General features: G+C 63.7%; 17 protein-coding genes. 10 read left to right on the top strand and 7 right to left on the bottom strand.

The window, feature by feature from the left end; genetic code table 11:
- The first annotated feature begins 202 nt into the window (after positions 1-202).
- The 3 genes from LC092_RS01565 to LC092_RS01555 all read left to right on the top strand — a co-directional run bounded on the left by LC092_RS01565 (position 203) and on the right by LC092_RS01555 (position 4485).
- On the top strand, positions 203-1540 hold the full coding sequence (locus LC092_RS01565) for a lysine N(6)-hydroxylase/L-ornithine N(5)-oxygenase family protein (protein ID WP_224804363.1): 1338 nt from the start codon (positions 203-205) through the stop codon (positions 1538-1540).
- 9 nt (positions 1541-1549) lie between these two features.
- Positions 1550-3457 (top strand): IucA/IucC family siderophore biosynthesis protein, encoded by a 1908-nt coding sequence (locus LC092_RS01560; RefSeq protein WP_318245891.1) that lies wholly within the window; start codon positions 1550-1552, stop codon positions 3455-3457.
- Between the two features lie 254 nt (positions 3458-3711).
- On the top strand, positions 3712-4485 hold the full coding sequence (locus tag LC092_RS01555; RefSeq protein ID WP_224804362.1) for a 2OG-Fe(II) oxygenase: 774 nt from the start codon (positions 3712-3714) through the stop codon (positions 4483-4485).
- A 128-nt stretch (positions 4486-4613) separates the two neighbouring features.
- On the opposite strand, the gene LC092_RS01550 is transcribed toward LC092_RS01555, so the two are convergent.
- The 7 genes from LC092_RS01550 to LC092_RS01520 form a co-directional block, all read right to left on the bottom strand.
- Positions 4614-6182 carry an MFS transporter gene (locus tag LC092_RS01550; RefSeq protein ID WP_224804361.1) on the bottom strand — a complete coding sequence of 523 codons (1569 nt, stop codon included), beginning with the start codon at positions 6180-6182 and terminating at the stop codon, positions 4614-4616.
- A 221-nt stretch (positions 6183-6403) separates the two neighbouring features.
- Complete coding sequence (locus tag LC092_RS01545; RefSeq protein ID WP_224804359.1) at positions 6404-7501, bottom strand: enoyl-CoA hydratase/isomerase family protein; 1098 nt, start codon at positions 7499-7501, stop codon at positions 6404-6406.
- Positions 7502-7514: 13 nt separating this feature from the next.
- A complete protein-coding gene (locus LC092_RS01540; RefSeq protein ID WP_224804357.1) occupies positions 7515-8525 on the bottom strand; it encodes a 3-oxoacyl-[acyl-carrier-protein] synthase III C-terminal domain-containing protein in 1011 nt (336 codons plus the stop codon).
- A gap of 14 nt (positions 8526-8539) precedes the next feature.
- On the bottom strand, positions 8540-9529 hold the full coding sequence (locus LC092_RS01535) for a ketoacyl-ACP synthase III family protein (RefSeq protein ID WP_224804355.1): 990 nt from the start codon (positions 9527-9529) through the stop codon (positions 8540-8542).
- 145 nt (positions 9530-9674) lie between these two features.
- Entirely contained in the window at positions 9675-11399 is a 1725-nt protein-coding gene (locus tag LC092_RS01530) for a cobalamin-dependent protein (RefSeq protein WP_224804353.1), read from the bottom strand.
- Positions 11400-11446: 47 nt separating this feature from the next.
- Entirely contained in the window at positions 11447-11725 is a 279-nt protein-coding gene (locus LC092_RS01525) for an acyl carrier protein (RefSeq protein WP_224804350.1), read from the bottom strand.
- Positions 11726-12012: 287 nt separating this feature from the next.
- Positions 12013-13161 carry an acyl-CoA dehydrogenase family protein gene (locus LC092_RS01520; protein WP_224804348.1) on the bottom strand — a complete coding sequence of 383 codons (1149 nt, stop codon included), beginning with the start codon at positions 13159-13161 and terminating at the stop codon, positions 12013-12015.
- Between the two features lie 420 nt (positions 13162-13581).
- Between LC092_RS01520 and LC092_RS01515 the strand changes: the two genes are divergently transcribed.
- The 7 genes from LC092_RS01515 to LC092_RS01485 all read left to right on the top strand — a co-directional run bounded on the left by LC092_RS01515 (position 13582) and on the right by LC092_RS01485 (position 22422).
- Positions 13582-14640, top strand: coding sequence for a LysR family transcriptional regulator (locus tag LC092_RS01515; RefSeq protein WP_318245890.1), 1059 nt, complete (start codon positions 13582-13584; stop codon positions 14638-14640).
- 412 nt (positions 14641-15052) lie between these two features.
- Positions 15053-16726 (top strand): dihydroxy-acid dehydratase, encoded by a 1674-nt coding sequence (gene ilvD, locus LC092_RS01510; protein WP_224804344.1) that lies wholly within the window; start codon positions 15053-15055, stop codon positions 16724-16726.
- A gap of 230 nt (positions 16727-16956) precedes the next feature.
- Entirely contained in the window at positions 16957-18144 is a 1188-nt protein-coding gene (dctP, locus tag LC092_RS01505) for a TRAP transporter substrate-binding protein DctP (RefSeq protein ID WP_224804341.1), read from the top strand.
- Positions 18145-18335: 191 nt separating this feature from the next.
- Complete coding sequence (locus LC092_RS01500) at positions 18336-19022, top strand: TRAP transporter small permease (protein WP_224804339.1); 687 nt, start codon at positions 18336-18338, stop codon at positions 19020-19022.
- On the top strand, positions 19019-20302 hold the full coding sequence (locus tag LC092_RS01495; protein ID WP_224804337.1) for a TRAP transporter large permease: 1284 nt from the start codon (positions 19019-19021) through the stop codon (positions 20300-20302). The genes LC092_RS01500 and LC092_RS01495 overlap by 4 nt, the downstream gene beginning before the upstream one ends.
- 64 nt (positions 20303-20366) lie before the next feature.
- Positions 20367-21038: a YggS family pyridoxal phosphate-dependent enzyme gene (locus tag LC092_RS01490; RefSeq protein ID WP_224804335.1), complete on the top strand. Its 672-nt coding sequence runs from the start codon at positions 20367-20369 to the stop codon at positions 21036-21038.
- Between the two features lie 37 nt (positions 21039-21075).
- Entirely contained in the window at positions 21076-22422 is a 1347-nt protein-coding gene (locus LC092_RS01485; RefSeq protein ID WP_224804333.1) for a hypothetical protein, read from the top strand.
- Positions 22423-22448: the final 26 nt, after the last annotated feature.

Raw genomic sequence — 22448 nt, 5'->3', positions numbered from 1 at the left:
CGGGTAATATATATTTCTACGCCTTGGGCCGTGGTCCTAATCTTGAAGGATACGATCTGGCGTCCGCCTGGGCGCAGAAACTCGCGTCGCAAGCGTGCGAGCGGGCTGTCAGGGCGTGGCCTGTCGGCCGGGAGACGCTCGACACAAGCCGCAAGGCTCGATTGTCCAGGGTTGCGCAAGACAACAACGAAAAGGGTGGCGCATGACGAACGGACCATATGACGTGATCGGGGTCGGGATCGGGCCATTCAATCTGAGCCTGGCCTGTCTGACCCAGCCGATCAAGGATCTGGATTGCCTCTTTCTGGAAAGCCGTGACCAGTTCAACTGGCACGATGGCACCCTGCTTGAAACCGCAACGCTCCAGACCCCGTTCCTCTGCGATCTGGTGACCCTTGCCGATCCGACCAACCAGTTCAGTTTCCTGAATTATCTCAAGCAGACGGGCCGGATCTACGCGTTCTATGCCGTCCTGCTCGACACCGACAATTTCTTCGTGCTCCGCAACGAGTTCAACCGCTATTACCGCTGGGCGGCGGGACGGCTCGACAATGTCGTCTTCAATCGTGATGTCGAGGAAATCGATTACGACGAGGCGAGCGGGCTTTACCGCGTCACCTGCCTCAACACCAAGATGGGGCAGCGCAAGACGTTGCTGGCGCGACGCGTCGTCCTCGGGTCGGGCATGGTGCCGAATGTGCCGGACGCCTGCGAGGCCCATCGTGACGGGATCGTGCATACGGCCGACTACATGCGCCATCGCGAGGCGCTGCGGTCGAAATCCTCCATCACGATCGTCGGCAGCGGCCAGAGCGCGGCCGAAGTCTATTACGATCTCCTGGGCGACATCGACCGCCATGGCTACCGGCTGAACTGGCTCACCCGGTCGTCGCGTCTCGTTCCGCGCGAGCTGACCAAGCTGACGCTGCAGATGACGACGCCCGACTACGCCGACTATTTCTATGCCCTGCCGCGGCCGAAACGCGCGGCGCTGGTGGAGGAGATAAAGGCGATCTTCCAGGGCATCAATCCCTCTCTGATCAACGACATCTACGACCTGCGCTATCGAAAGCGGCTGAACGGGGATGTCGACACGATGCTCATGTCGAACACGGAAATCACCGCCTGCGCGCGCGACGAGGTGACCGGGCGGTTCCAGCTGACCTTCCACCAGAGCGAGGAAGACAAGACCTTCGCGCTGGAAAGCGAGGCGCTGATCCTCGGTACGGGCTACCGCTTCAAGGCACCCGCCTATCTGGCGCCGCTCAAGGAGCGGATCAACTGGAGCGACAACGGCCGCATCGCGGTGGCGCGCAACGGGTCGATCGACACGACAGGCGGGGGGATCTTCATCCAGAACGCGGAGATCCATGCCGACGGCTACCTGCCGCCGGATCTTGGCCAGTCCTGCTACCGCAACTCGGTGATCATTCGCGAGGTGCTGGGCAAGCCCTATTACCCGATCGAGCAAAGCACCGCGTTCCAGCGGTTCTCCGCGCCTGAAAGCAGCCCGGGCGCTGCCGTTTCGGCCGGAGCGTAAGGAGGCGACATGGATATGTTCGCATCCGAGACCCGGTTCTCGCAGCCTCATGCCAAGGCGGTCGCGCATCTTGCGCCGAGCGTCTGGCGCCGCGCCAACCGCATGCTGGTGCGCAAGGCGATTGCCGAGTTCTCGCACGAGCGCTTGCTGGCGCCTGTGAAGGTCGGAGCCGGAACCGGGCAGCGGGACACCTACGTCCTGCGCTCTCCCGACGAGGCCCATGAATACCGGTTCCAGGCGAAGCGGATGATGCTCGACCACTGGAACATCGATCCGCAGTCGATCGAGAAACGCCGGAACGGTCGCTCCCTCGACCTCGACGCGCTGAGTTTCATCATCGAATTCAAGGACGTGCTCGGCATTCGCGACGCCATGCTGCCGGTCTATCTCGACGAGATCAGCAGCATTCTCTACGGCACTGCCTACAAGGAGACGATGCGCCCGCACCGGGTTCACGATCTCGCCGCCGCCAGCTTCCAGTCCATCGAGACCGGCATGACGGAAGGCCATCCCTCGTTCGTCGCCAACAACGGGCGTCTCGGTTTCGACACGCTCGATTACACCGTCTATGCGCCGGAAGCCGCCGATCCGCTGCAGATCGTGTGGATCGCGGTCCTGCGCGAGCGGGCAAGCTACAGCGGGATCACCTCGCTCCCCTGGGACCGGCTGGTGGCCGAGGAACTCGGGCCCGAGACGCTGATGCTGTTCGAGGCGCGCCTCCTGAAGGAAGGCGTCGAGCCCTCGGACTATTACTACATGCCGGTCCATCCGTGGCAGTGGTTCAACCGCATCTCGATGAGCTTTGCGCCGGAGATCGCGCAGCGGCGGATCGTCTATCTCGGCCTGTCGCGCGACAAATATCAGCCGCAGCAGTCCATTCGCACCTTCTTCAATGCCTCCGAGCCGTCGAAGCGCTACGTCAAGATGGCGCTGTCGATCCTCAACATGGGCTTCATGCTGGCGCGCGGATTGTCGCCCGAGGACATGCGCACCACGCCTGAAATCAACGAGTGGCTTCACAACCTCCTGGCCGGCGACCCGTGCCTGCAGTCGGTCGGCTTCAGCCTGATCTGCGAGGTCGCGACGCTGAGCTATTCCAATGCCTATTACGAGCAGGCGCTCGGCGCCGATACCCCGCACAATCATGTGCTTGCAGCACTTTGGCGGGAGAGCCCGGTCAATCTGCTGAGGCCCGGCGAACGCCTGATGACCATGGCAGCACTGCTGCATGTCGATCCGCAGGGCGATGCCATGGTGGTCGAACTGATCCGCCGCTCCGGCCTGTCGGCGGAGGAGTGGATCCGGCGCTACCTGCGGGCCTATCTGACGCCGATCCTGCATTGTTTCTACGCCTACGACATCATCTTCATGCCGCATGGCGAGAACATCATCCTGATCATGAACGGCGACACCCCGGCCCGTGTGATCATGAAGGATCTGGCGGAGGAAATGCGCATTCTCAACGGAGGCGAGAGCCTGCCTCCGGTCGTGCGGCGCAATTGCGCGACCCTTGCCGACGACGTGCGCATGGACGGGATCTTCACCGACGTCTTCGACTGTTTCTTCCGTCATCTCGCCGCCATCCTCGACGAGCGGGACGAACTGGCGGAGGAGGATTTCTGGGGGCTGGTCGGCGAATGCGTCGCCGTTTACCAGGCAACTCAGCCAAATCTTGTCGAAAAATTTGCGCGTTTTGATCTTTTTTCGTCCGAATTTCCGCGAAATTGCATCAATCGGCTGCAGCTTCGCGACAACCAGCAGCTGCTCGATCCGAACGATCCGGACAAGGGCTTCGAATACGCCGGCACGCTGGAAAACCCGCTCGCCAAGGTCGGCACGGGTCGCTACGGGCGCAGTGCGCTCGGACGGGCGGTCGGTGCGGTTGGCGACTTCGCCTGGCGTTTCGTTCCGCTGTGAACCGGGCGGACGAAGGGCAGGTACGATCGGCACCGGGAGGCCGCTCTCCGGGCCGGCCGCCGCGCGTGCGGGCGGCGTGACAGTGCTGCCCGAGCGCCTTCAAAAAGTCCTGATAAGTCACGGAAACAGATACGAAATCGATATTTGTTCTTGGTCCGCTCGCGGGGGAAAATAGCGGCCACCGAGGCTGGCTCTGGGCAAGAACGGATCTTGCCGCGGCCGCCGTCGTGTCGCGACCCTTGAGGAGCAGGAACATGTTGAAGACCGTGGAGATCTCCAAGGAGCTGACCCGTGACAGCATCCGCAAACTGATTGAGAAAACGACGGACGCAATCCATGTGCCGGGCTTCTATCCGGCGGATCTGTCGGCGGAATTCGCCCATCGCATCGCCAGTCATTCGGAGCTCGAGGCCTACAAGATCCAGAGCGCGCTGAAGCGGCTCGGCATGGGATATGTCGACGTCGAGAAGAGCACGGAGAACGCCAGCCGCTATCACAGCGAGGCGGTGCGCTCGATCTGGGGCATTCGAGACATGATGTATCCGCACCTGTCGCCGATGGATCACTTCCGCCTGCTGCTGGAAGAGGTCTGGCCGGCGGGCGCGACGATCGAGAACATCGACGGTCAAAAGAGCTTCGTCGGCACCTGCCGGGTGATCGAACCGGGCGCGCGCATGCTGCCGCACAACGACCGGCTGGGCCGGATGCTGATCGACGGAACCTCGGACCTCACGGGGCAACTGGCCGTCAACATCTATCTGGAGATGTCGGACGCCGGCGGGGAGCTCGAGCTCTGGCTCACCGAGCCGACGCCCGAACAGGACGAGGAACAGGTGACCCGCGACGGTATCGACCGGGACGGGCTGGGCGAGCCCCGTGTGGTGATCCGCCCGGGCAATGGCGACCTGGTGCTCTTCAACTCGCAGCTCATTCACTGCGTGACGCCGGCGGAAGGGTCCCGGCGCGTCACCACGTCCTGCTTTGTCGGCTATCGCGGCGAAGACAAGCCGCTCACCTATTGGAGCTGACCGCCCCCCGTTTGCCGATTGCCGGCCGAAAAAAAAACGCGCCATCCGTGAGGGGGCGCGTTTTCCGTTGGCGGTGCCGTGGTGCGACCGGCCCGGATGCGGGGCCGGCCGCTGAGGCCGGGGGGCGTCTATTCGCCCGGCGCCACCTGCGCTTCCGGGCCGGCCAAAAGGTCGCGGGCGCGGATCATCAAGGCGGAGACCGCAATCGCGATGACCGAAAGCACGGTGACGATACCCAGGAGCACCGAGAAGGCGACCGAGAAGCTCTGCCTGCCGAAGTCGGTGAGCGCTGGCTGAAGCTCCGCCGGGGCCGACAGCACCGCGCCGTTGAAGTCGCCGCGCGCGATCATGTTCGCCGTGTCGATCAGCCCTGTGCCAAGTCCGGCGGCGAGATCCGGCGCCGCGCCGAGCTGCAGCGTGATGCTCGACAGGAGCACCGCGCCGAACACCGAGATCGACAGGGTGAAGGACCCGTGGCGGAAGGTGATGTTCACCCCGGAGGCAACACCGGCGCGTTCCGGCGGCACGACGGCGGTCGCGACATTGGAGAGCTCCCCGTTGATCAGCCCCGTGCCGACACCGAGCAGGAACAAGGCGACCGCCCACATGATCGCCTCCGACGGCGGCGCGGCCCAGATCCAGGCGAAGCCGATGGCGATGAGGACGCAGCCGAAGGCGATCAGGCCGCGCACGCCGAGCTTCTTCGGCGCCGCGAGCCGCGCGCCGATCGGCGCGAAGAGCAGCAGCGGGATGGTCATCGGCATCAGCATCAGACCGGCCGAGGAGGCCGACATGCCAAGCACCACCTGGAAGTAGATCGGCAGATAGACCAGCATGACCCAGAAGGTGATGCTGTTCAAAACGCAGACCAACTGGATGCCGGTGAAGGTCGGGATCTTGAAGAGGCGGAGGTCGAACGCCGGCTTCTTCACCGTGTTTTCGATGATGATGAAGAGGAGGAAGAGGACCGCCGCGCCGATCAGCGCGCCAACGACGGTGGTGTCGCCCCAGCCGATCTCGCCGCCCTCGATCACGCCGTAGCTCAGAAAGGCGAGCGCACCGGTGAAGGTGACAATGCCCGGCCAGTCGAGACCGCCGGCGTTCGGGTCGGAGGATTCTTCCACGCGCCAGTAGCACAGGGTGATCAGCATCGCGACGAGCGGCACGTTGAGCAGGAAGATCCAGCGCCAGCTCAATGCATCGACGAGGATGCCGCCGACGATGGGGCCGAAGGCCGCGCCGCAACCGATGGAGACCCCCCATACGGCAAAGGCCTGCGCGCGCTGCGCGCCCTGGAAGGCGTTGGAGATCAGGGCAACGCCCAGGATCAGCATCGCACTGGCGCTCAGGCCTTGCGCGACGCGCCCCAGGATCAGGGCCATCGGGGTTTCCGCCAGTCCGACGACAAGCGACATCGCGCCGAACATGAACAGGCCGATCACCATCACCCGTCGTCGCCCGAACCAGTCGGCGAAGGCGCCAACGGCAATGAGCACCGAGGTATAGGCGATGTTGTAGGCGTTGATGATCCACTGCAGTTCGGCAAAGCTCGCCTTGAGATCCCGCTCGATGGAGGGAAGGGCGATGGCGACGACGGTCACGTCCATAATGACCAGAAAGGATCCCAACGCGGCGACGGCGAGTGTCGGCCAGTTGCCGAGAAGTGACGAGTCGGACGGATGTGGCACGGATGTCATGACTGGGTCCCCGAAATCTGGGTCTGCCGGATACCGCCCCGCGCGGGCTGGCACACAGTCGGGCGCGGTGGGCGACGACGGTCTTGCCCTGCGGGGGCGCAGGCTGCGCCTCTCGCAGGGGGCGGGCGCGTCTCCATCAGATGATCGCCATCAAAGGGTGTGTTTTTGGAAAATGCGCCCTATACGCGAGGGTAGGGGGCGGCGCGAACGGGGGGAAATATTTATTTTGCAGGGTCTTCGGTGAATTTGCGTATGACGTTTCGGGTGTCGGCGCGCCGAAGGAACGGATCGGTCTCCGCTCGCGAGAAGACGGTTCCGGCCGGCGAGGTCCATACCGGCTTTCTGTCCCGGTCGATCATCATGGCGCGGATTCCTTCGCGAAAATCCGGGTGGCGCATCAGCGCGGAGACGATCCGCAGTTCCAGTGAAAGCGCGCGCGCAAGACCGGGCCTTTGCCGTTGCGCCTCAAGCGCGCGCAGGGCGAGTGCCTGGGCAAGCGGCGCGCCGCGCGCCAATGCCGTCAGTTGCCTCGCGCACCAATCGGCCATTTCCGGGGCTTTGCCCGCGCGCTCGAGGGCCTGCGCGAGCGCGACCGGAGTGTCGATGGGAGCGGAAAGTCGAAGCCGTCCGACCTTATCGCGCAGGCCGGGCTCTCCCGTTGGCGTCGAATGGATGCCGAGGACGGCGGGATCGCCGGTCGCGCAAAGGGTGTCGATCACCTCCTGGCACCGGTTGCCGTCCATCGTGTAGTCGACGAACCCGAGATCGAGCGCGTCGGCGCCGTCGATCTGCAATCCGGCAAGCGCCATCAGTTCGCCAACGCCGCAAGGGGTGCGGGCGAGCAGTGCCGTTGCGCCGGAATCCGGGATCCAGCCGATGGAACATTCCGGCAGGCTCAACTGGAACCGCTCACCCGCGACACGGTGGCCCGCATGACACCCCAAGCCGATCCCGCCTCCCATGACCGCGCCGTTCATGATCGCAACAACCGGCTTGGGGTAGCGGGCGAGCTTCAGGTCGAGGCGGTACTCGTCCCGGATATGCTCCCGCGCGTCGCCAAGATTTCCCGCGACCACATGGGAGTGGACTTCCCGGATGTCGCCGCCGGCGCAAAAGGCGCGCCCCTCCGCGTCGATGACGAGCAACTCGACCTCGGGGTCGTCACGCCACAGGTCGAGCGCGGCATGGATCGCCCGCACCATCGCGCGGGTCAGAAGATTGAACGCGCGCGGACGGTTCAGCGTGATCCGTCCCGCGCGCCCCTGGCGGCGGATGAGAACGGCGTCCGCGTCCACGCTGCCCCGGAGATCGCCCGACATCCGCCGTGCCGGTTCAGTGCCGGATCAGCGCGGCCGACCAGGCAAATCCTGCGCCGTTGGAGACGACCATCACGGTGTCGCCGGGCTTGATCAGCCCTTGCTCCACGGCCTCGGCGTAGTTGATCACCATGTCGCTTTCCTGGACATGGCCCCGGTGCTTGAGCGCGCTCGTATAGACCTTGTCCGGCGTCAGACCGAACTTCTTCATGAAATAGGCCTGATCCCAGGTCGAGAACGTCGGGTAGATGTAATAGTCGACGTCGTCGTGGGTGAGATCGAGCTTCTTCAACAGCCGGTCCATCACCTTGCCGAACATGCGGAAGTTGATCGGGATGACGCCCTCGTTGAACTTGTCCATCTTGGCGTACATGTGGAGGAGTTTTTCCGTCACCTCCTCGTTCGGTTCGCGGTTTTGCAGGCCCGGTACATACCAGACATCGTGCAGCCGGCCGATGGAGATCGTTTCCACCTCCAGGATCCGGGCGCGGTCCGCGTTCTTGCGCAGCACCAGCGCGCTGCCGCCGTCGGAGGCGACGGTGATCGGATAGTAGGTCTTGTTGAGGTCCGGCGTGCGGTCGCCGGCAAACAGCAGCGCGGTTTCGACATCGTCATCGCAGAGCATCAGGGCCATCACCGACTTGAGCGCCAGGTGGTAGCTGGCGCAGCCGCCGGTGTTCACCGCTGTCGAAAAGGCGTTGACGAGGCCGAGCTCCTGCTGGACGAGCCCGGCCGCCGACCATGTCGGGCCGACGTAGTCCTCGGGAATGCTGGTGAAGTCGACAACCAGATCGATCTCTTCGGCGGAGACGCCCGACTGGTCCAGCGCGCGTTTCGCGGCCTCTAGCGCCAGCACCGACGGCAGGTCGTTGGTGACGTGAATGTCCTCGATGCCGATGTCGCGCTGAAAGTCGATGTTCTTCGACAGGGTCCCGAAGGGGACGCTTTCGTCGCGGAAAACGTCCTCCACCCGTTTCTTGTCCGGCGGGAGATAGAAGGCTTCGGCAAGGATTCCGACGTGGTCCATGGCATTTGTCCCTGTCAAAGTTTCAGCAGCGTCGCGCCGAGGAAGAAGCCCATCCCGTGGGAGGCCATCAGCACGTGGTGGCCGGGAGCGCCGCCGTTCTGGCGCAGGCTCATGTAGTTCAGCACCAGATCGCAGGAATGCACGTGGCCGCAGGGGCCCAGATTGTCACGGTGCAGGCGGCCGTTGGTTTCCATCGTCCGGGAGAAGGCCTCCGTGTCGTCTTTCGAGATATTCGCGGTGAGGAAATGATCGATGCCCTCGCGGGCGAGCCCGTTGCGCGCGAGCATCTTGTCGGCGAGTTTGCGCAGCTCGCCCATGCGGTCGCGCGAACGATATTTCGCCTCATCGAGCGTCAGCTTGTAGAGGTCGAGCCGTGTGGGATGGGCCATGCCGCCGCCGGGGATGTTGAGCACGTCGTGCAGGACCCCGTTGGAGGTGGAGATCGTGTCGACAATGATTGCCGACGGGGCGTTGCGCTGCACGATCAGCGCCGTTGCGGCGTCGCCGATGACGGTGACCGGCTCGCCGGCGCTCAACACTCGGTTGCCCGGGATCGCCTTGTCGGCGGCGGCCAGAAGGATGGTGTTCACATCGGCATTGGCGCGGATCAGCGCGCGGGCGAACTTGAGCGCCGCGTGGATGTTGGCGGACCCGCCGCCGCTGAAGCCGAGCGTGAAGGCGTGTTTCGCGCCAAGCTCCGCCTGCAACTCGTTGCTCATCGACCAGGCGGGCTCGACATAGCGCTGCGGCATGACGGAAAAATCGATGATCGCATCCAGATCGAGCGGGCCGAGGCCGGCCTCGCTCAACGCGGCTTGGGAGACCGTCACGGCCATATCCGTCGGGCTTTCGCCTTCGAACACATGCACGCTTTCGATCCCGAGGGGCCCGAGGGCGCTTGCGTCGACGGGGCCGCTTTCCGCATCAGCGATCCCGTCGAGCGGCAGGGTTTTCGGCGGCAGGAACCGGGCGGCTGCGAGTATTCCAACGCTGTCGTTCGTCATGGCGGGTGTCTCTTGAGGTCGCGGTTCCGGGGCGAGGCCGTTGCAAGCAACCGGGCGCGGGGCGTGGCCCGCCCTCGCGTCGATGGGCGAGGGCTGATCCGGGACGGGTGAGGGGGGCGCGGCCGGCAAGCCGCGCCCTGTGCACTCAGGCGGCGGCGCGCTCGCGCACGCAGGCGTCGATGATCTCGCGGGGAACTGTGTGATCGTCGTACCAACGGCCCGACAGCGGCTTCTTCACCAGCGCGACGTCCGCCGCATAAGACAGGATCTCGTCGTTATGCGCGCCGATCTCGCGCCTGAGCGAGGCCGGGAGCCGCCCGTCCGCGTCCATCGCGCGGTCGATCGAGGTCGTCAGATGGCGCAAGTGATCGATCCGGCCGTTGACGATGTCGATGCTGCGCTTGGTGATACGACCGTAATCGGCCTTGTGGTTGGCCATCACCTGCATCGCCTCATACATGCTCGGCAGGAATTCGTCGCGTTTCATCCATTTGGTTTCGTAGTTCATCGCATCGCGCCAGCGCGGCTGCGTCAGCGACTTGCGGTGCGATTCCAGGTCCCGGTGGAACACCGTGTAGCCGTGCTGGTCCGGCTCCTCGAACCACTGGCAGCCGGGATCGAGGAAGGGCACCATGCCGAAGATCGTCGGGATGATCTTGTCGTTGGGAAAGCGCTCCATCAGCCGGGCGGAATAGGCGACCGTTTCCATCACCGAGGCATGCGTCTGTTTCGGCATTCCGATCGTGTACCAGAGGTAGACGCCCTTGATGCCGATATCCATCGCCGCCGCGATCCACTCCTCCATCTCCTCGTTGGTGTAGGTGCCGCGCCCGGTCAGGCGGCTGATCTCCACGTCGTGCGACTGGGGGGAGAGGTTGATGTAGATGTCGAGGTTCGGCGCGACCTCCACCATCTGCTTGAGAACCGGGATCTTCGTCAGCCGGAACTGTTCGAAGGAGACCGATTTCACCACGCCGCTGTCGGCGACGGCGGCCAGATAGTCGAGCAGGCGCGGGGAGGATTCCGAATAGGCCTGCAGCGTGTAGACGCTGAGCGGCGATTCCGTCTTCGGGAAGGTCATGATCTCGCGCGCGAGCTGCTCGGAGCGCCGGTGGAAGACCGTTTTCTTCTCCACGTTCATCATGCGCTGATAGGCCCAGCGGGACCCGGAGCACCAGCCGCAGCTTTGCTGGCAGCCGGTGTTCGGCAGCACCATCAGGTTCGGCATGTTCAGCAAGCTCGAGGTCTTGGGAAACATCTTCGACCAGTCGATGGCGACGTCGTTGAGCACCTCGGGCGTGTAGCTGTGGCCGTTGTCGATGACCTCGCCCTTGTCCTTGTAGATCATGTTCTCGACGGCGAAGCGCCCGCGCACGCCGCGCTTGGCCTGATCGACGAGGCTAGCCAGCGGCTCCAGCGTGTCGTAGCCGCGAATGACGCCGTCGATCTGCGGGTATTGCATCATCTCGCGGGCGTAATAGGTCGAGACGATCCCGCCGAACACGACGAAGCTCTCCGGGTGGACCTTCTTCACCAGTCCCGCCACCTCGACGGAGCCCTGGCAATGCGGCAGCCAGTGCAGGTCGAGGCCGATGACGGGGGCGTCCAGATGCTCCAGCAGCTTCTCGACATCGAGCGTCGGGTGCTTGAGCATGAGGGAGGCGACATTGACGATCTTCACGTCGAGGCCGCGCTCTCCCAGGAAGCTCTTGATCGACAGGAAGCCGAGCGGGTGCATCTCGAAGATCGGCGTGACATTGCTGCTTTCCTGGCTGGCGTACCAGCCGAGCACGAAGTCGTCGCGGTTGCGAAAATCATAGATGGCCGGCGCGTGGATCAAAATGAGATCGGCCTTCACTTTACTTGACATGATCCGTCTGTCCCTTTTCGCCCCCGGATTGAGGAAGGTCGGTCCACTCACGTCGCCGAGGCGGCGATTTTCTCGCGACAAAACGCGGTGAAGGCCGTGACCGTGCGGTAGTTCTGCGAGGTGATTTCGTCCTCGTCGATCGAGATGTCGAAGGTCTTTTCGACGAACTCGGTGATTTCGGCGATCCCGAGACTGTCCAGGATGCCGCTGTCGAGAAGGTTTTCTTCGGGATCGATCCCCCCGGAGACGTTCACGCCGGAGTTTTCAATCAGATAGTCGTAGATCGTCTTGTGAACGTCGTCTTGTTCTACCGTCTGCGCGTCCATGTCGGTCTCCTCCTGCAAACTGGCGGCCGGGCGGCATTCGCGACCGGAAGCGGCACCGGGCCGGACCCTCGGACCTTCGCCGGCGGGGCAAGCTCCCCGCGTTGCCAACGCGGCGTTCGATGCGATTGCCCTGAATGAAGTTCATTCCGTTTTTCGAATTTACTGGAATAAACTTCAGTAAATGATACGTATAACCCCGATCAAGTCAATTAATCGCTCAGATTATATTCATATAGACTGATATGCATTTCGGGATTTATTGTGATTTATACTATTGAAGACATTGCTCAAAGCCCGAGGGCACGGGCCGCGATGGTGCGCTGGATGTCGGATGTCCCCGAATAGAGCAGGCTTCCGACCGCGTCGCGGAAATCGCGTTCGACCTCATGGTCGGCCATGTAGCCGTAGCCGCCGTGGATCACGACGGAGTTCTGGCACGACGCGACCCAGGCCTCGCTGAGGTAGAGCTTGGCGAGCGCCGCCTCCATCGCCGCGCTGCCCTTGGTCTTCTTCAGCCAGGCGACCTTGTAGAGCAGCAGCCGGGACGTCTCGTGCCTGAGCTTCATGTCGACGATGCGGTTGGAGACGGACTGGAACTTGCCGATGGGCTTGCGGAACTGGGTGCGCTTGTTGGCGTGGCGGATGCACTCCTCGACCTGATGCTCCATCGCGCCGACGAGATTGGCCAGGATCGAGGCCCGTTCCCACTCCATGGAGTTGTTGAAGATCCGCCCGCCCTGGCCTTCCTTGCCGATGCGTGCGGTGACCGGAACGCGGCAGTCCTCCAGCGTCAGCCAGGCCATCGGAGAGGTGCGCAGGCCCATCTTCTTGCGGTTCTCGCTGACGATGAGGCCGGGCGTGTCGCGTTCCACGACGAAGCCGGTGAGGCCGAGGGACCCGGCGCTCTTGTCGACGGTGGCGAAGATCACGAAGACGTCGGCGACCGGCCCGTTGGTGCAGAACACCTTCGCGCCGTTCAGCACATAGTCGTCGCCGTCGCGCGTCGCGGTGGTGCCGAGCGCCATCACGTCGGAGCCGGCCTCGGCCTCGGTGATGCCATGCGCGCCGATCAACTCGCCCTTGATCAGGCCGCGGAGATATTTGTCCTTCTGCGCGTCGGTCCCGAACTGCGCGATCGGCATCTGCACGGTCCACATCTGCCCGTTCATGCTGAACAGCAGGCCGTTGTCGCGGCAGCCGTAGCCAAGCGCCTCCATCGCCAGAACGGTGGTGATGATGTCCTGTTCGCTCCCGCCGTAGTCCTTGTCGAAGGGCAGGCCGAGAATTCCGAAGTCGGCGATCTTCTTCCACAAGTCCCGGGACAGGATGCAATCGGCATCGCGTTGCTTCAGGTCGCCCTCGTTCAACTCCGCCTGCGCGAACCCCGTGACCTTGTCTTTGAAGGCGTCTTGCTCGGGAGAGAAACTGAAATCCATTGGTCGCTCCTGTCGGCTTGGTTGCATCCTTGCGGGAGAGGGCGTTTCGGTGGGGTCGTGGGTCGTGCCCGGCAATGCCTCAGATTTCCGCTCGTTTCATAAAGACAAATCATAATTTACAATTTTAAGAATATACCATTGTCGGAAGAGTTATCTTGTTTGGTTCTGAACTTGATGATGGACAACTCTTCGCCTCATTCGTTTTGATTTGGTTGCATTCCAGATAGACGCAAATGCATGTTTATATAAATTTTATATTTATAGTTCCGATTGCTGTTATCGCCATACGAGTGACAAAATCATATTGCGTGTATTATATTTGCGATTAGCACGCGAAACTAATCTAAAATGCAACCTTAATAAGGCGTTCCCTGAAGGTTCAAAAATATATGATTGCGTGCGGAAAAAGACGTGCTTCGAATGAAAAGATCGTCCATTGGTAGGCGATCCCAAAATAGAAGAAGGCAAGCAATGAATCTTCGGAGGCTTAAGTTTTTCGTGACGGTTGCGGAGGAGTTGCATTTCGGTCGCGCGGCCGAGCGGCTCTGCATGACGCAGCCGCCGTTGAGTCAGGCCATCCTTGCTCTGGAGGAGGAACTCTCGGTCACGCTCTTCAAGCGAACGAAACGCAATGTCGCCCTGACGCCCGTCGGGGAACACCTTCTGTCGCATGTGACCAAACTGCTGGAGGATGTCGAGGCGCTGCCCGGGCTGGCCAGGCAGCTTTCGCGCGGCGAGATCGGAAGCCTGAAGCTCGGCTTCGTGACGACGGCGGATTACAACCTCCTGCCGGATCTGATCAGCCACTATGGCGCGACCTATCCCGACGTGAAGGTCTCCTTGAAGGAAATGACGAGCGACCTTCAGGTCGAAGCGCTGCTCCAGGGCGAGATCAACGCCGGGTTGATCATCCCCTTGCACGCGACGCTGCATGCCTCGCTTGCCTATCTGCCGTTGTTGCGCGAGCCGCTGGTCGCGGCCGTGCCGGAGGAGTGGGTGCGTCGCGGGCGCATCGAACTGGCACAGGGACGGCTGCGCCTTCAGGATGTCGCGGAGGCGCCTCTCGTGCTGTTCCCGCGACGAAGCGCGCCGGCCTTCCACGACATCATCACCACCTATTTCGTCACCAACGGGATCCAGCCGACCATCGGGCAGGAGGCCATCCAGATGCAGACGATCATCAGCCTGGTGTCCGCCGGGATGGGGATCGCGCTGGTGCCGGGCTCCCTGAAGCGGCTCGGCCGGCAGGGCGTGGTCTATGTCGATCTCGACGGCGAGCCGCCGATGATCGAGACCGGGCTGGTGTGGCGGCGCGACGATCCCTCGCCGACCGTGACCCGGCTTGTCGAGATTTCTCAGGCCATCGGCGAGCACGCGGCGGCCCCGGCCGGAGATCCGGGCGACCCCGTGGGCGCTTGCGCCGCAAGTCCGCCCGTTGGCGGCTCCCCCGGCGTGGTCCTCAACGGCCACGGGGGATAGGTTCCAGCCGGGCGACACGGCTGTCGTCCGGCGCTTGTTTGATATGAATTTCGACCTAATGGATAAAGACAAATATATTTCTGAAATATGGAGGGGCGCGGTAGTTTCCTGAAATCTGTCTATTTCTCAAATGCTTCCACGGGACGAAGCGGGAAAGCGGCAGGGACGGTACACCCCTGACACAGCTGGTGGACCTGACGGAGCTGCGCTGGAGAGCGGCGGACCGCGCGCCGGGTGGGCGCTCGGGCCTCCGCCAGGTATCGCGGGCGTGCGCCGGCGGTTTCGCGCCGCGCGGTCGGGGCTCGACCGGAAAGGGGGGGGCGTCGCCCGGCGACGGCCGAAATCGGGGAAGCCCGGGGGCGTGCGGTCGGCGGATGACGACAACGAAACAGTCCCGCAAGGAGGATATCGGGTGCCATACAACGAGCGTTCGAAGACGATTTCGCAAGGGATCGAGCGTTCGCCGAACAGGGCCATGTTTTACGGCCTCGGCTATACGAAGGAAGATTTCGACAATCCCATGATCGGTGTTGCCAATGGTCATTCGACCATCACGCCGTGCAATGCGGGCATTCAGCCGCTTGCCGACATTGCCGTTGCGGCCATCAAGGACGCTGGTGCAAACCCGCAGATTTTCGGCGTTCCGACGATTTCCGACGGAATGGCAATGGGCACGGAAGGGATGAAATACTCCCTTATTTCCCGTGAGGTCATCGCCGATTGCGTCGAGACGACGGTGCAGGGCCAGTGGATGGACGGTGTTCTGGTGCTTGGCGGCTGCGACAAGAACAAGCCGGGCGGCATGATCGGGATCGTGCGGGCGAATGTGCCGGCGATCTACGTCTATGGCGGCACGATCAAGCCGGGCAAATGGAAGGGCGAGGACCTTTCCGTCATTTCCGCCTTCGAGGCGGTGGGCGCGATCAAGGCCGGGCGCATGAGCCAGGAGGATTTCGAGGGCATCGAGCGCAATGCGTGCCCGACCACCGGGGCCTGCGGCGGCATGTATACGGCCAACACCATGAGTTCCTCCTTCGAGGCGCTTGGCATGGCGCTGTTCTATTCCTCGACGATGGCGAACATCGATGAGGAGAAGAGGGACTCCACGGCCCAGTCGGCCCGGGTGCTGGTCGAGGCGGTCAAGAAGGGCTTGAAGCCGCGTGACATCGTCACGCGCAAGAGCGTCGAGAACGCCATCGCGCTGGTGATGGCGACCGGCGGCTCCACCAATGCCGTCCTGCATTACCTCGCGATCTGCCATGCCGCCGAGGTCGAGTGGACCCTCGACGATTTCGAGCGGGTGCGCCGCAAGGTGCCGGTGATCTGCGACCTCAAGCCCTCGGGCAAATATATGGCGGTCGATCTGCACAAGGCGGGCGGGGTCCCGCAGGTGCTCAAGATCCTTCTGAATGCGGGCCTGCTGCATGGCGATTGCATGACGATCACCGGCCGGACGCTGGCGGAGGAACTGGAGAGCGTGCCGGATGCGCCGCCGGCGGATCAGGATGTCATCCGCCCGATCGACAAGGCGCTCTATCCGGAAGGCCATCTCGCGATCCTGCGCGGCAACCTCGCGCCGGAAGGGTCGGTGGCGAAGATCACCGGCCTCAAGTCCACCTCGATCACCGGTCCGGCGCGGGTCTTCGACGACGAGCAGTCGGCCATGGACGCCATCCAGTCGGACCGGATCCGGCCGGGCGACGTGCTGGTCCTGCGCTATCTCGGACCGAGAGGCGGTCCGGGAATGCCCGAGATGCTGGCACCGACCTCGGCGATCATCGGGCGCGGTCTGGGCGACAAGGTGGGGCTGATCACCGACGGCCGGTTCTCCGGCGGCTCCTGGGGCATGCTCGTTGGCCACGTCACGCCCGAGGCCTTCGACGGCGGCCCGATCGCGCTTGTTCAGGAGGGCGACAGCATCACCATCGACGCACCGTCGCAGCTCCTGCAGCTCAACGTCGATCAGGCGGAACTCGACAAGCGGGCGGCCGCCTGGCGCCAGCCCGAGGCCCGCTACAAGTCGGGCGTGCTGAGCAAATACTCGCAACTCGCGACCTCGGCCAGCAAAGGCGCCGTCAGCGGTTGACGCGGCAAGCGATGCCCCACGGCGGGCACGACGACCGGGATCGGAAACGGTCCCGGTCGTTGCGCGCGCTGTGTGTTTTGAGACCCGTTTTTTGAGGGACAGACGCCGGCCGACAGGCAAGTCCCAAGTGTTACCAGAAATAGAAAAATAGAATTAGACCGACCATTGGTTGCTGAATAGGTTTTGAAGAGGCTGAAACTGCAGCTGGTCTTCTGAACCTGGAGGGGTCAATGATCGACGCCGTGCGAATGTCTTGCCCCTCGAGCGGCGAGACCGGTCGGGCCTGCAACCTGTTCGAGAGCTCGGTCCACGACGATCGCGGCGGTCCGGAACCCGGGACGTCGGCCAGGCCGCATTTCCGCGGCGGGTGGCTGGCCGGGCTGCTGATGGCGCTGTTCGGCGTTACCTCCGCGGCGCAGGCGGCGGACTACACGATGACCATCGCCCACCTCTATCCCGACGATCTCACCAACAACGAGACAGCGCCTGCGCTGAAGCATTTCGAGCAGCTCGTCGAAACCGCAACCGGGGGCGCGGTCCAGGTCGAGGTCTTCGGCAATGGCGCGCTCGGTGGCGAGGTCGAGGCCGCCCAGCAGGCGCGTGCGGGAAAGACCATTCAGTCGGTGATGCTGGGATCGGGAACGCAGGCATCCTTCTACCGCAACTACGAAATGATCACGGCGCCGTTTCTCTTTCCCGACTACCGCACGGCCTGGGCCTTCTTCGATTCCGCGTGGTTTGCGGAGTTCATGAAGCCGATGGTCGCCGAAAGCGGGCTGCGCTATCTCGGCACGCTCGACGATGGCGGCGGCTTTGTTGCCTTCGCCAACAACAAGCGGCTGATCAAGACGGTCGAGGACCTCAAGGGGATGCGCATTCGCGTCGAGGAAAACCAGGCCCATATGACGATCATGCGGGCGCTCGGCGCCGCGCCCACGCCCTTGCCCTGGGGCGAGTTGCAGACCGGGCTGGCAACGGGTCTCGTCGATGGGCATTTCCATGCGCCGGGCGTCAACGACATCTTCAAGCTCTATGACGTGACCGACTACACGACCTGGAGCGGGCACGTGTACAACACGATCACCTGGAGCGTCAGCGAGGCGTGGTTCAAGGACCTGCCGCGGGACTATCAGGAAATCATCGTCGCCTCCGCCCGCGAGGCTGTGGCGATGGCCCATGGCATCGCCACGCAGATCACCGTGGTCGGCTGGGTGAACTCCTGCGAGAAATTCAAGGAATGCCACGTTCTTTCGGACGCGGAAAAGATGCGGATGCGCGACATCGCGCAACCGATCTACCGCGACTGGCTCGTGGAGGAATTCGGCCCGAAGGCGAAGCTGTTCGATGACATGCGCGCCGAGATCGATCGCATTCATCAAAGCCAGCGACAGGCAAATCTCGAGCGGTATCTGGACTGACGACGGTCCGCAGCGACACGTCCCGCTCGTCGGGTGACGAGCGAACGCGCGGCGGGAACTCCGCGCGTCCCTGAGAAGCGGGACTGCCGGCGCCCGGTTCTGAAGCCCGGTTCTGAGGCCCGTTCTGGCGCTTGTGTCGCGCAACTGTCTGCGAAACCGCCATCCGGTGCACGATCAAGGACCCTTTCGCAATGACCCTGAGACACCGTCTCCACCGGATAAGCGATGTCGCGAACAAGGCGACCATTGCCGTGTGCGCGGTGTTGCTGCTTGCGATGCTGTTCGTCTCCGCCCTTGGCGTGGCGCTGGAGCTTCTGGCCTCCGCGCTCTCGGCCGCCGGCCGGCGCGAGATGTTCGACGAGGGCATTCTTGCGTGGCTCTACGCCAACACACGCCCCTCCATCCTGCGCCTGTTCCTTCCCTGGTTCGGCATGCTCAGCATCACCGTCGCCTTCAAATACGGCGAGCATATCGCGATCCTGGTCGCCGCTCGGGCCTTGCCCGGCTGGGGGCGCCGGATCGCGCAGGCGGTCAATCTGGCGGCCGTGGCGATCTTCGCGGTGGCGCTGGTCTGGTATGGAGCCGAGTTCTTCCTCGGCGCGACGCATCTCTTCATCGTCTCAGACACGATCCAGGTCTCGCATCGCTGGACCGCGGCCGCCGTTCCGGTCGCCGGCGTCGTGCTGTGCCTGCATCTCGTCGACGGCGTGGCGTTGCTGGAGGAGCGCGACGCGGACCTGGCGCTCGACGGCGAGCTTGCGGCTGCAACCGACGGCGGCATGGTTTGGACCCCGGGCGGCTATGCCGGACCGGAGGCGGAGGCGGAGGCCAAGCCGGCGTCCGCGCCGGCAAGCCGGTCACTGGAGACGACACGATGAGCGCCACTTTCGTCTTCGTCTTCCTGATGGTGATCGGGCTGCCGCTCGGCCTTGTGCTGACCGCTGCCGGCCTTGCCGGGGCCGTCTCCATCGGCGGCGCGGATTTCCTGAGCATTCTGCCGGACCGCTTCTATTCGGGCGTGTCCGGCTACGTCCTGATCGCCGTTCCCTATTTCATCATCACCGCCGAGATCATGAACCGCGCCGGCCTGACGGACCGGCTGATCGCCTTTGCAAGCAGCCTGTTCGGGCGGGTGCCCGGCGCCCTGTCGCACGTCAATGTCACCACCTGCCTGATGTTCGCCGGGCTGACCGGCGCGGCGGTCACGGAGACGGCGGCGATCGGGCGCACGCTGATCCCCGCGATGCGACGCGAGGGCTACAGCGCCTCCTATTGCGCGGCGGTGACGGCCTGTTCGGCGATGGTCGGCCCGATCATCCCGCCGAGCATCATCATGATCGCCTATGCCGCGACCCTGAGGGACATTTCCATTCTCGGGCTTTTCGCCGCCGGGATCCTTCCCGGGGTCCTGATGGGGGTCGGAATGCTCGCCGTCAGCAGTGTCGTGTCCTGGCGGCGCGGATACCGCGCCCATGGGCCGGTCCGCTTCCAGGTGATCTTGCGCACCGGTATCGGTGCGCTTGCCGCGATGGGCATTCCGCTGGTGATCATCGTCGGCGTTCTCACCGGCCTGACGACGGTGACGGAAGCCTCGGTGATCGCCTGCATCTACGCGCTCGTGCTCGGCGGCGTGGCCTATCGCCGCCTGTCGCGCCGGGATCTCTGGGAGGCGCTTGTCTCCACGGTGAGTTTCAGCGGCGTGGTGTTCCTGCTGCTCGGCGCGTCGAACGTACTTGGCTGGTATGTGACGCGCTCCGGCATCGCCCGCCACGCGGCCGAGACCATCTCGACGATGAGCGACAGTCCGCATGTCCAGATCCTGGCGGTGGCGGCGCTGCTGATCGTCATCGGCATGTTCATCGACGTGCTGCCGGCGATCATCATCGCGGTGCCCGTTCTCGCGCCCGCCCTGGTGGAGCTCGGCTTCGATCCGCTGCACGCCGGCATGGTGATGCTGCTTGCCCTGAACCTCGGCAACATCACCCCGCCGGTCGGCCTCACGCTGATGACGGCGGCGCGCATCGCCAACGCGCCATACGAGGGCGCGGTGCGGGAAGCCGTGCCCTTCATCTGCGCGCATATCGTGATCGTCGTTCTGGCGGCGACCTTTCCGGCAATCACGCTCGCCGTCCCGAGGCTGTTCGGGGTGGCCGGCTAGACGCTCCGCCCGTCGCCGTCTGGCTCGAGGGGTGGAGGAACAGAAGAATGGATGGATGAGGATCATGAACCAATCGGTTGAACGACTGAACGCGGTGCAGGCGAAAATCGCCGCCGCCGAAAAGGACCGCGACGGCACGGGCGACCCGGTCACGCTGGTCGCGGTGAGCAAGACCTGGAGCGCGGACGAGATCCGGCCGGTGATCGAGGCGGGCGCGCGCGTCTTCGGCGAGAACAAGGTCCAGGAGGCGCGCGACAAATGGCCGGGACTGAAGCAGGAGTTCGCCGATCTTGAGCTTCGCCTGCTCGGCCCGCTGCAAACCAACAAGGTCCGCGATGCGGTCGCGCTCTTCGACGTCATCGAGACGGTCGACCGGGAGAAGCTCGCCGCGGAACTTTCCCGCGAGATCCGCAAGCAGGGCCGCGCGCCGCGCCTTTATGTGCAGGTCAACACGGGACGCGAGCCGCAAAAGGCCGGCATCGACCCGGACGAGACGGTCGCCTTCGTCACGCGCTGCCAGGACGTGCACGGCCTGGAGATCGAGGGGCTGATGTGCATTCCGCCCGCCGGCGAGGACCCGGCGCCGCATTTCGACCTGCTCGCCAAACTCGCGGACGAAACCGGTCTCAAGCGCCGCTCGATGGGCATGTCGGGCGACTATGAGACCGCCATTCGCCACGGTGCCAGCAGCGTGCGCGTCGGCTCGGCGATCTTCGGCAGCCGCACCTACGCCTGACCCCAATCGCCGACCGCTTTTTTCGGGACGTATTGCCATGAACATGCATCACAAGCTCAACTACACCGTGACCCACAGCTTCGATGGGCTGGATATTTCCGACGCCGAGAGGCGGCGGCTTCTCGATATCGCCAGCTGGAACGGGCACGTGCCGACCTTCACCCGCCGCGGGCGCGGCGCTTGGGAGCAGTTGCACGAGCCGGTGGCGCTGAAGAGCGATCCCTCGGTCACCTTCCATGCCGCCAAGCTCAAGGGCGTCGGCCTGTGGAACCCGATCCTGCCAGGCGATGCGGAATATTCCAACAAGCTGCATGACGACGCGAGCAACGATCCCGTCCCGCCGCTCACCGACCTGCTGGAATATCTGGTCACCTATCCGCATTTCGGCATTTCCAACGAGGGCGAGTACAAATACGCCTATTCCTCGCCGAGCCCGATCGGCGGGATCGTGCACGAGCGCGCGCATCGCGAGTTCTGGTCGTCGCAACGACTGATCGAGCACGGCGTCCCGAGCATCGCGCCGCTGGCGGTGATCGAATACGACGAGACCCTGCGGTTTCAGGGCCAGCCGATGGGCGCGGTGATCACGCTGTCGCCGGGATCGGCCTCCTATCGGATCTCGGAGATCCTGTTCGGCGCGGGGCTGACGCGGGGGACCGATCCCGCCTTTGACGTCCACTATGACGGCATCCGCGAAAGCCTCGGCATCGAGGGCGATCCGGACGACGAGCGCGTGCGGCTGAAGGTGATCCAGGCGCTCGCCCGCGAGGCCGGAAAGCTGCTGCACGATTTCTCGCTGACGGAGATGTACCGCTACTCCGGCGACTGGGGGAACTTCGTCTATTCGGTGGAGAGCAAGCAGCTCTTCCTGATCGATCTCGACAGCGTGCAGGACATCAACCACCTGCCGGGGCCGGCCAAGGCGATGCAGGCCTGGCGCGATCTCGTCAGCGCGATCTACCGCATGGTCGGCAAGATCGGCTATCCGACCGCGCTCGACAAATACACGCTGGAAAACCTGATGGAGTTCGATCCGATCACGGCGAAGATCAGCGGCTATTTTCCCGACATTCCCGAAGAGGAGATCCGCCCGCTGTCCCGCCGGCTCTGGGGCTATTTCATCCCGCATCTGTTCCTCTTGAAGAAGCACCGCGAAGCGATCCGCAACGACTGGGATGGCGACCGGCGCAAGAGCTACAAGATGGATCACGACCTCTTCTACATCCTCGCAATGACCACGCTCCGGCCGCTCTTCGCCCGCTCTCGGGTGGGGGAGAAATACCCCCATGCGATCACCGAGGAAGACATGTGGGCGAAGGCGGAGCGGTTCCTCGGCGAGCGCTACGAGTATTTCGCCTATCTGATGCGCCAGCCGGCTCTTTGAGACGCAGGACAGACCGGACCGACCGC

The organism is Stappia stellulata (genome assembly GCF_020176715.1).
Taxonomy (GTDB): Bacteria; Pseudomonadota; Alphaproteobacteria; order Rhizobiales; family Stappiaceae; genus Stappia.
This window is presented reverse-complemented; position numbering and strand designations above follow the sequence as displayed.

What these genes read in the sequence shown, in the direction of transcription:
- LC092_RS01565 (WP_224804363.1), top strand. Translation starts at nt 203, where the DNA reads ATGACGAACGGACCATATGACGTGATCGGGGTCGGGATCGGGCCATTC.
- LC092_RS01560 (WP_318245891.1), top strand. Translation starts at nt 1,550, where the DNA reads ATGGATATGTTCGCATCCGAGACCCGGTTCTCGCAGCCTCATGCCAAG.
- LC092_RS01555 (WP_224804362.1), top strand. Translation starts at nt 3,712, where the DNA reads ATGTTGAAGACCGTGGAGATCTCCAAGGAGCTGACCCGTGACAGCATC.
- LC092_RS01550 (WP_224804361.1), bottom strand. Translation starts at nt 6,182, where the DNA reads ATGACATCCGTGCCACATCCGTCCGACTCGTCACTTCTCGGCAACTGG.
- LC092_RS01545 (WP_224804359.1), bottom strand. Translation starts at nt 7,501, where the DNA reads ATGTCGGGCGATCTCCGGGGCAGCGTGGACGCGGACGCCGTTCTCATC.
- LC092_RS01540 (WP_224804357.1), bottom strand. Translation starts at nt 8,525, where the DNA reads ATGGACCACGTCGGAATCCTTGCCGAAGCCTTCTATCTCCCGCCGGAC.
- LC092_RS01535 (WP_224804355.1), bottom strand. Translation starts at nt 9,529, where the DNA reads ATGACGAACGACAGCGTTGGAATACTCGCAGCCGCCCGGTTCCTGCCG.
- LC092_RS01530 (WP_224804353.1), bottom strand. Translation starts at nt 11,399, where the DNA reads ATGTCAAGTAAAGTGAAGGCCGATCTCATTTTGATCCACGCGCCGGCC.
- LC092_RS01525 (WP_224804350.1), bottom strand. Translation starts at nt 11,725, where the DNA reads ATGGACGCGCAGACGGTAGAACAAGACGACGTTCACAAGACGATCTAC.
- LC092_RS01520 (WP_224804348.1), bottom strand. Translation starts at nt 13,161, where the DNA reads ATGGATTTCAGTTTCTCTCCCGAGCAAGACGCCTTCAAAGACAAGGTC.
- LC092_RS01515 (WP_318245890.1), top strand. Translation starts at nt 13,582, where the DNA reads ATGAAAAGATCGTCCATTGGTAGGCGATCCCAAAATAGAAGAAGGCAA.
- dctP (WP_224804341.1), top strand. Translation starts at nt 16,957, where the DNA reads ATGATCGACGCCGTGCGAATGTCTTGCCCCTCGAGCGGCGAGACCGGT.
- LC092_RS01500 (WP_224804339.1), top strand. Translation starts at nt 18,336, where the DNA reads ATGACCCTGAGACACCGTCTCCACCGGATAAGCGATGTCGCGAACAAG.
- LC092_RS01495 (WP_224804337.1), top strand. Translation starts at nt 19,019, where the DNA reads ATGAGCGCCACTTTCGTCTTCGTCTTCCTGATGGTGATCGGGCTGCCG.
- LC092_RS01490 (WP_224804335.1), top strand. Translation starts at nt 20,367, where the DNA reads ATGAACCAATCGGTTGAACGACTGAACGCGGTGCAGGCGAAAATCGCC.
- LC092_RS01485 (WP_224804333.1), top strand. Translation starts at nt 21,076, where the DNA reads ATGAACATGCATCACAAGCTCAACTACACCGTGACCCACAGCTTCGAT.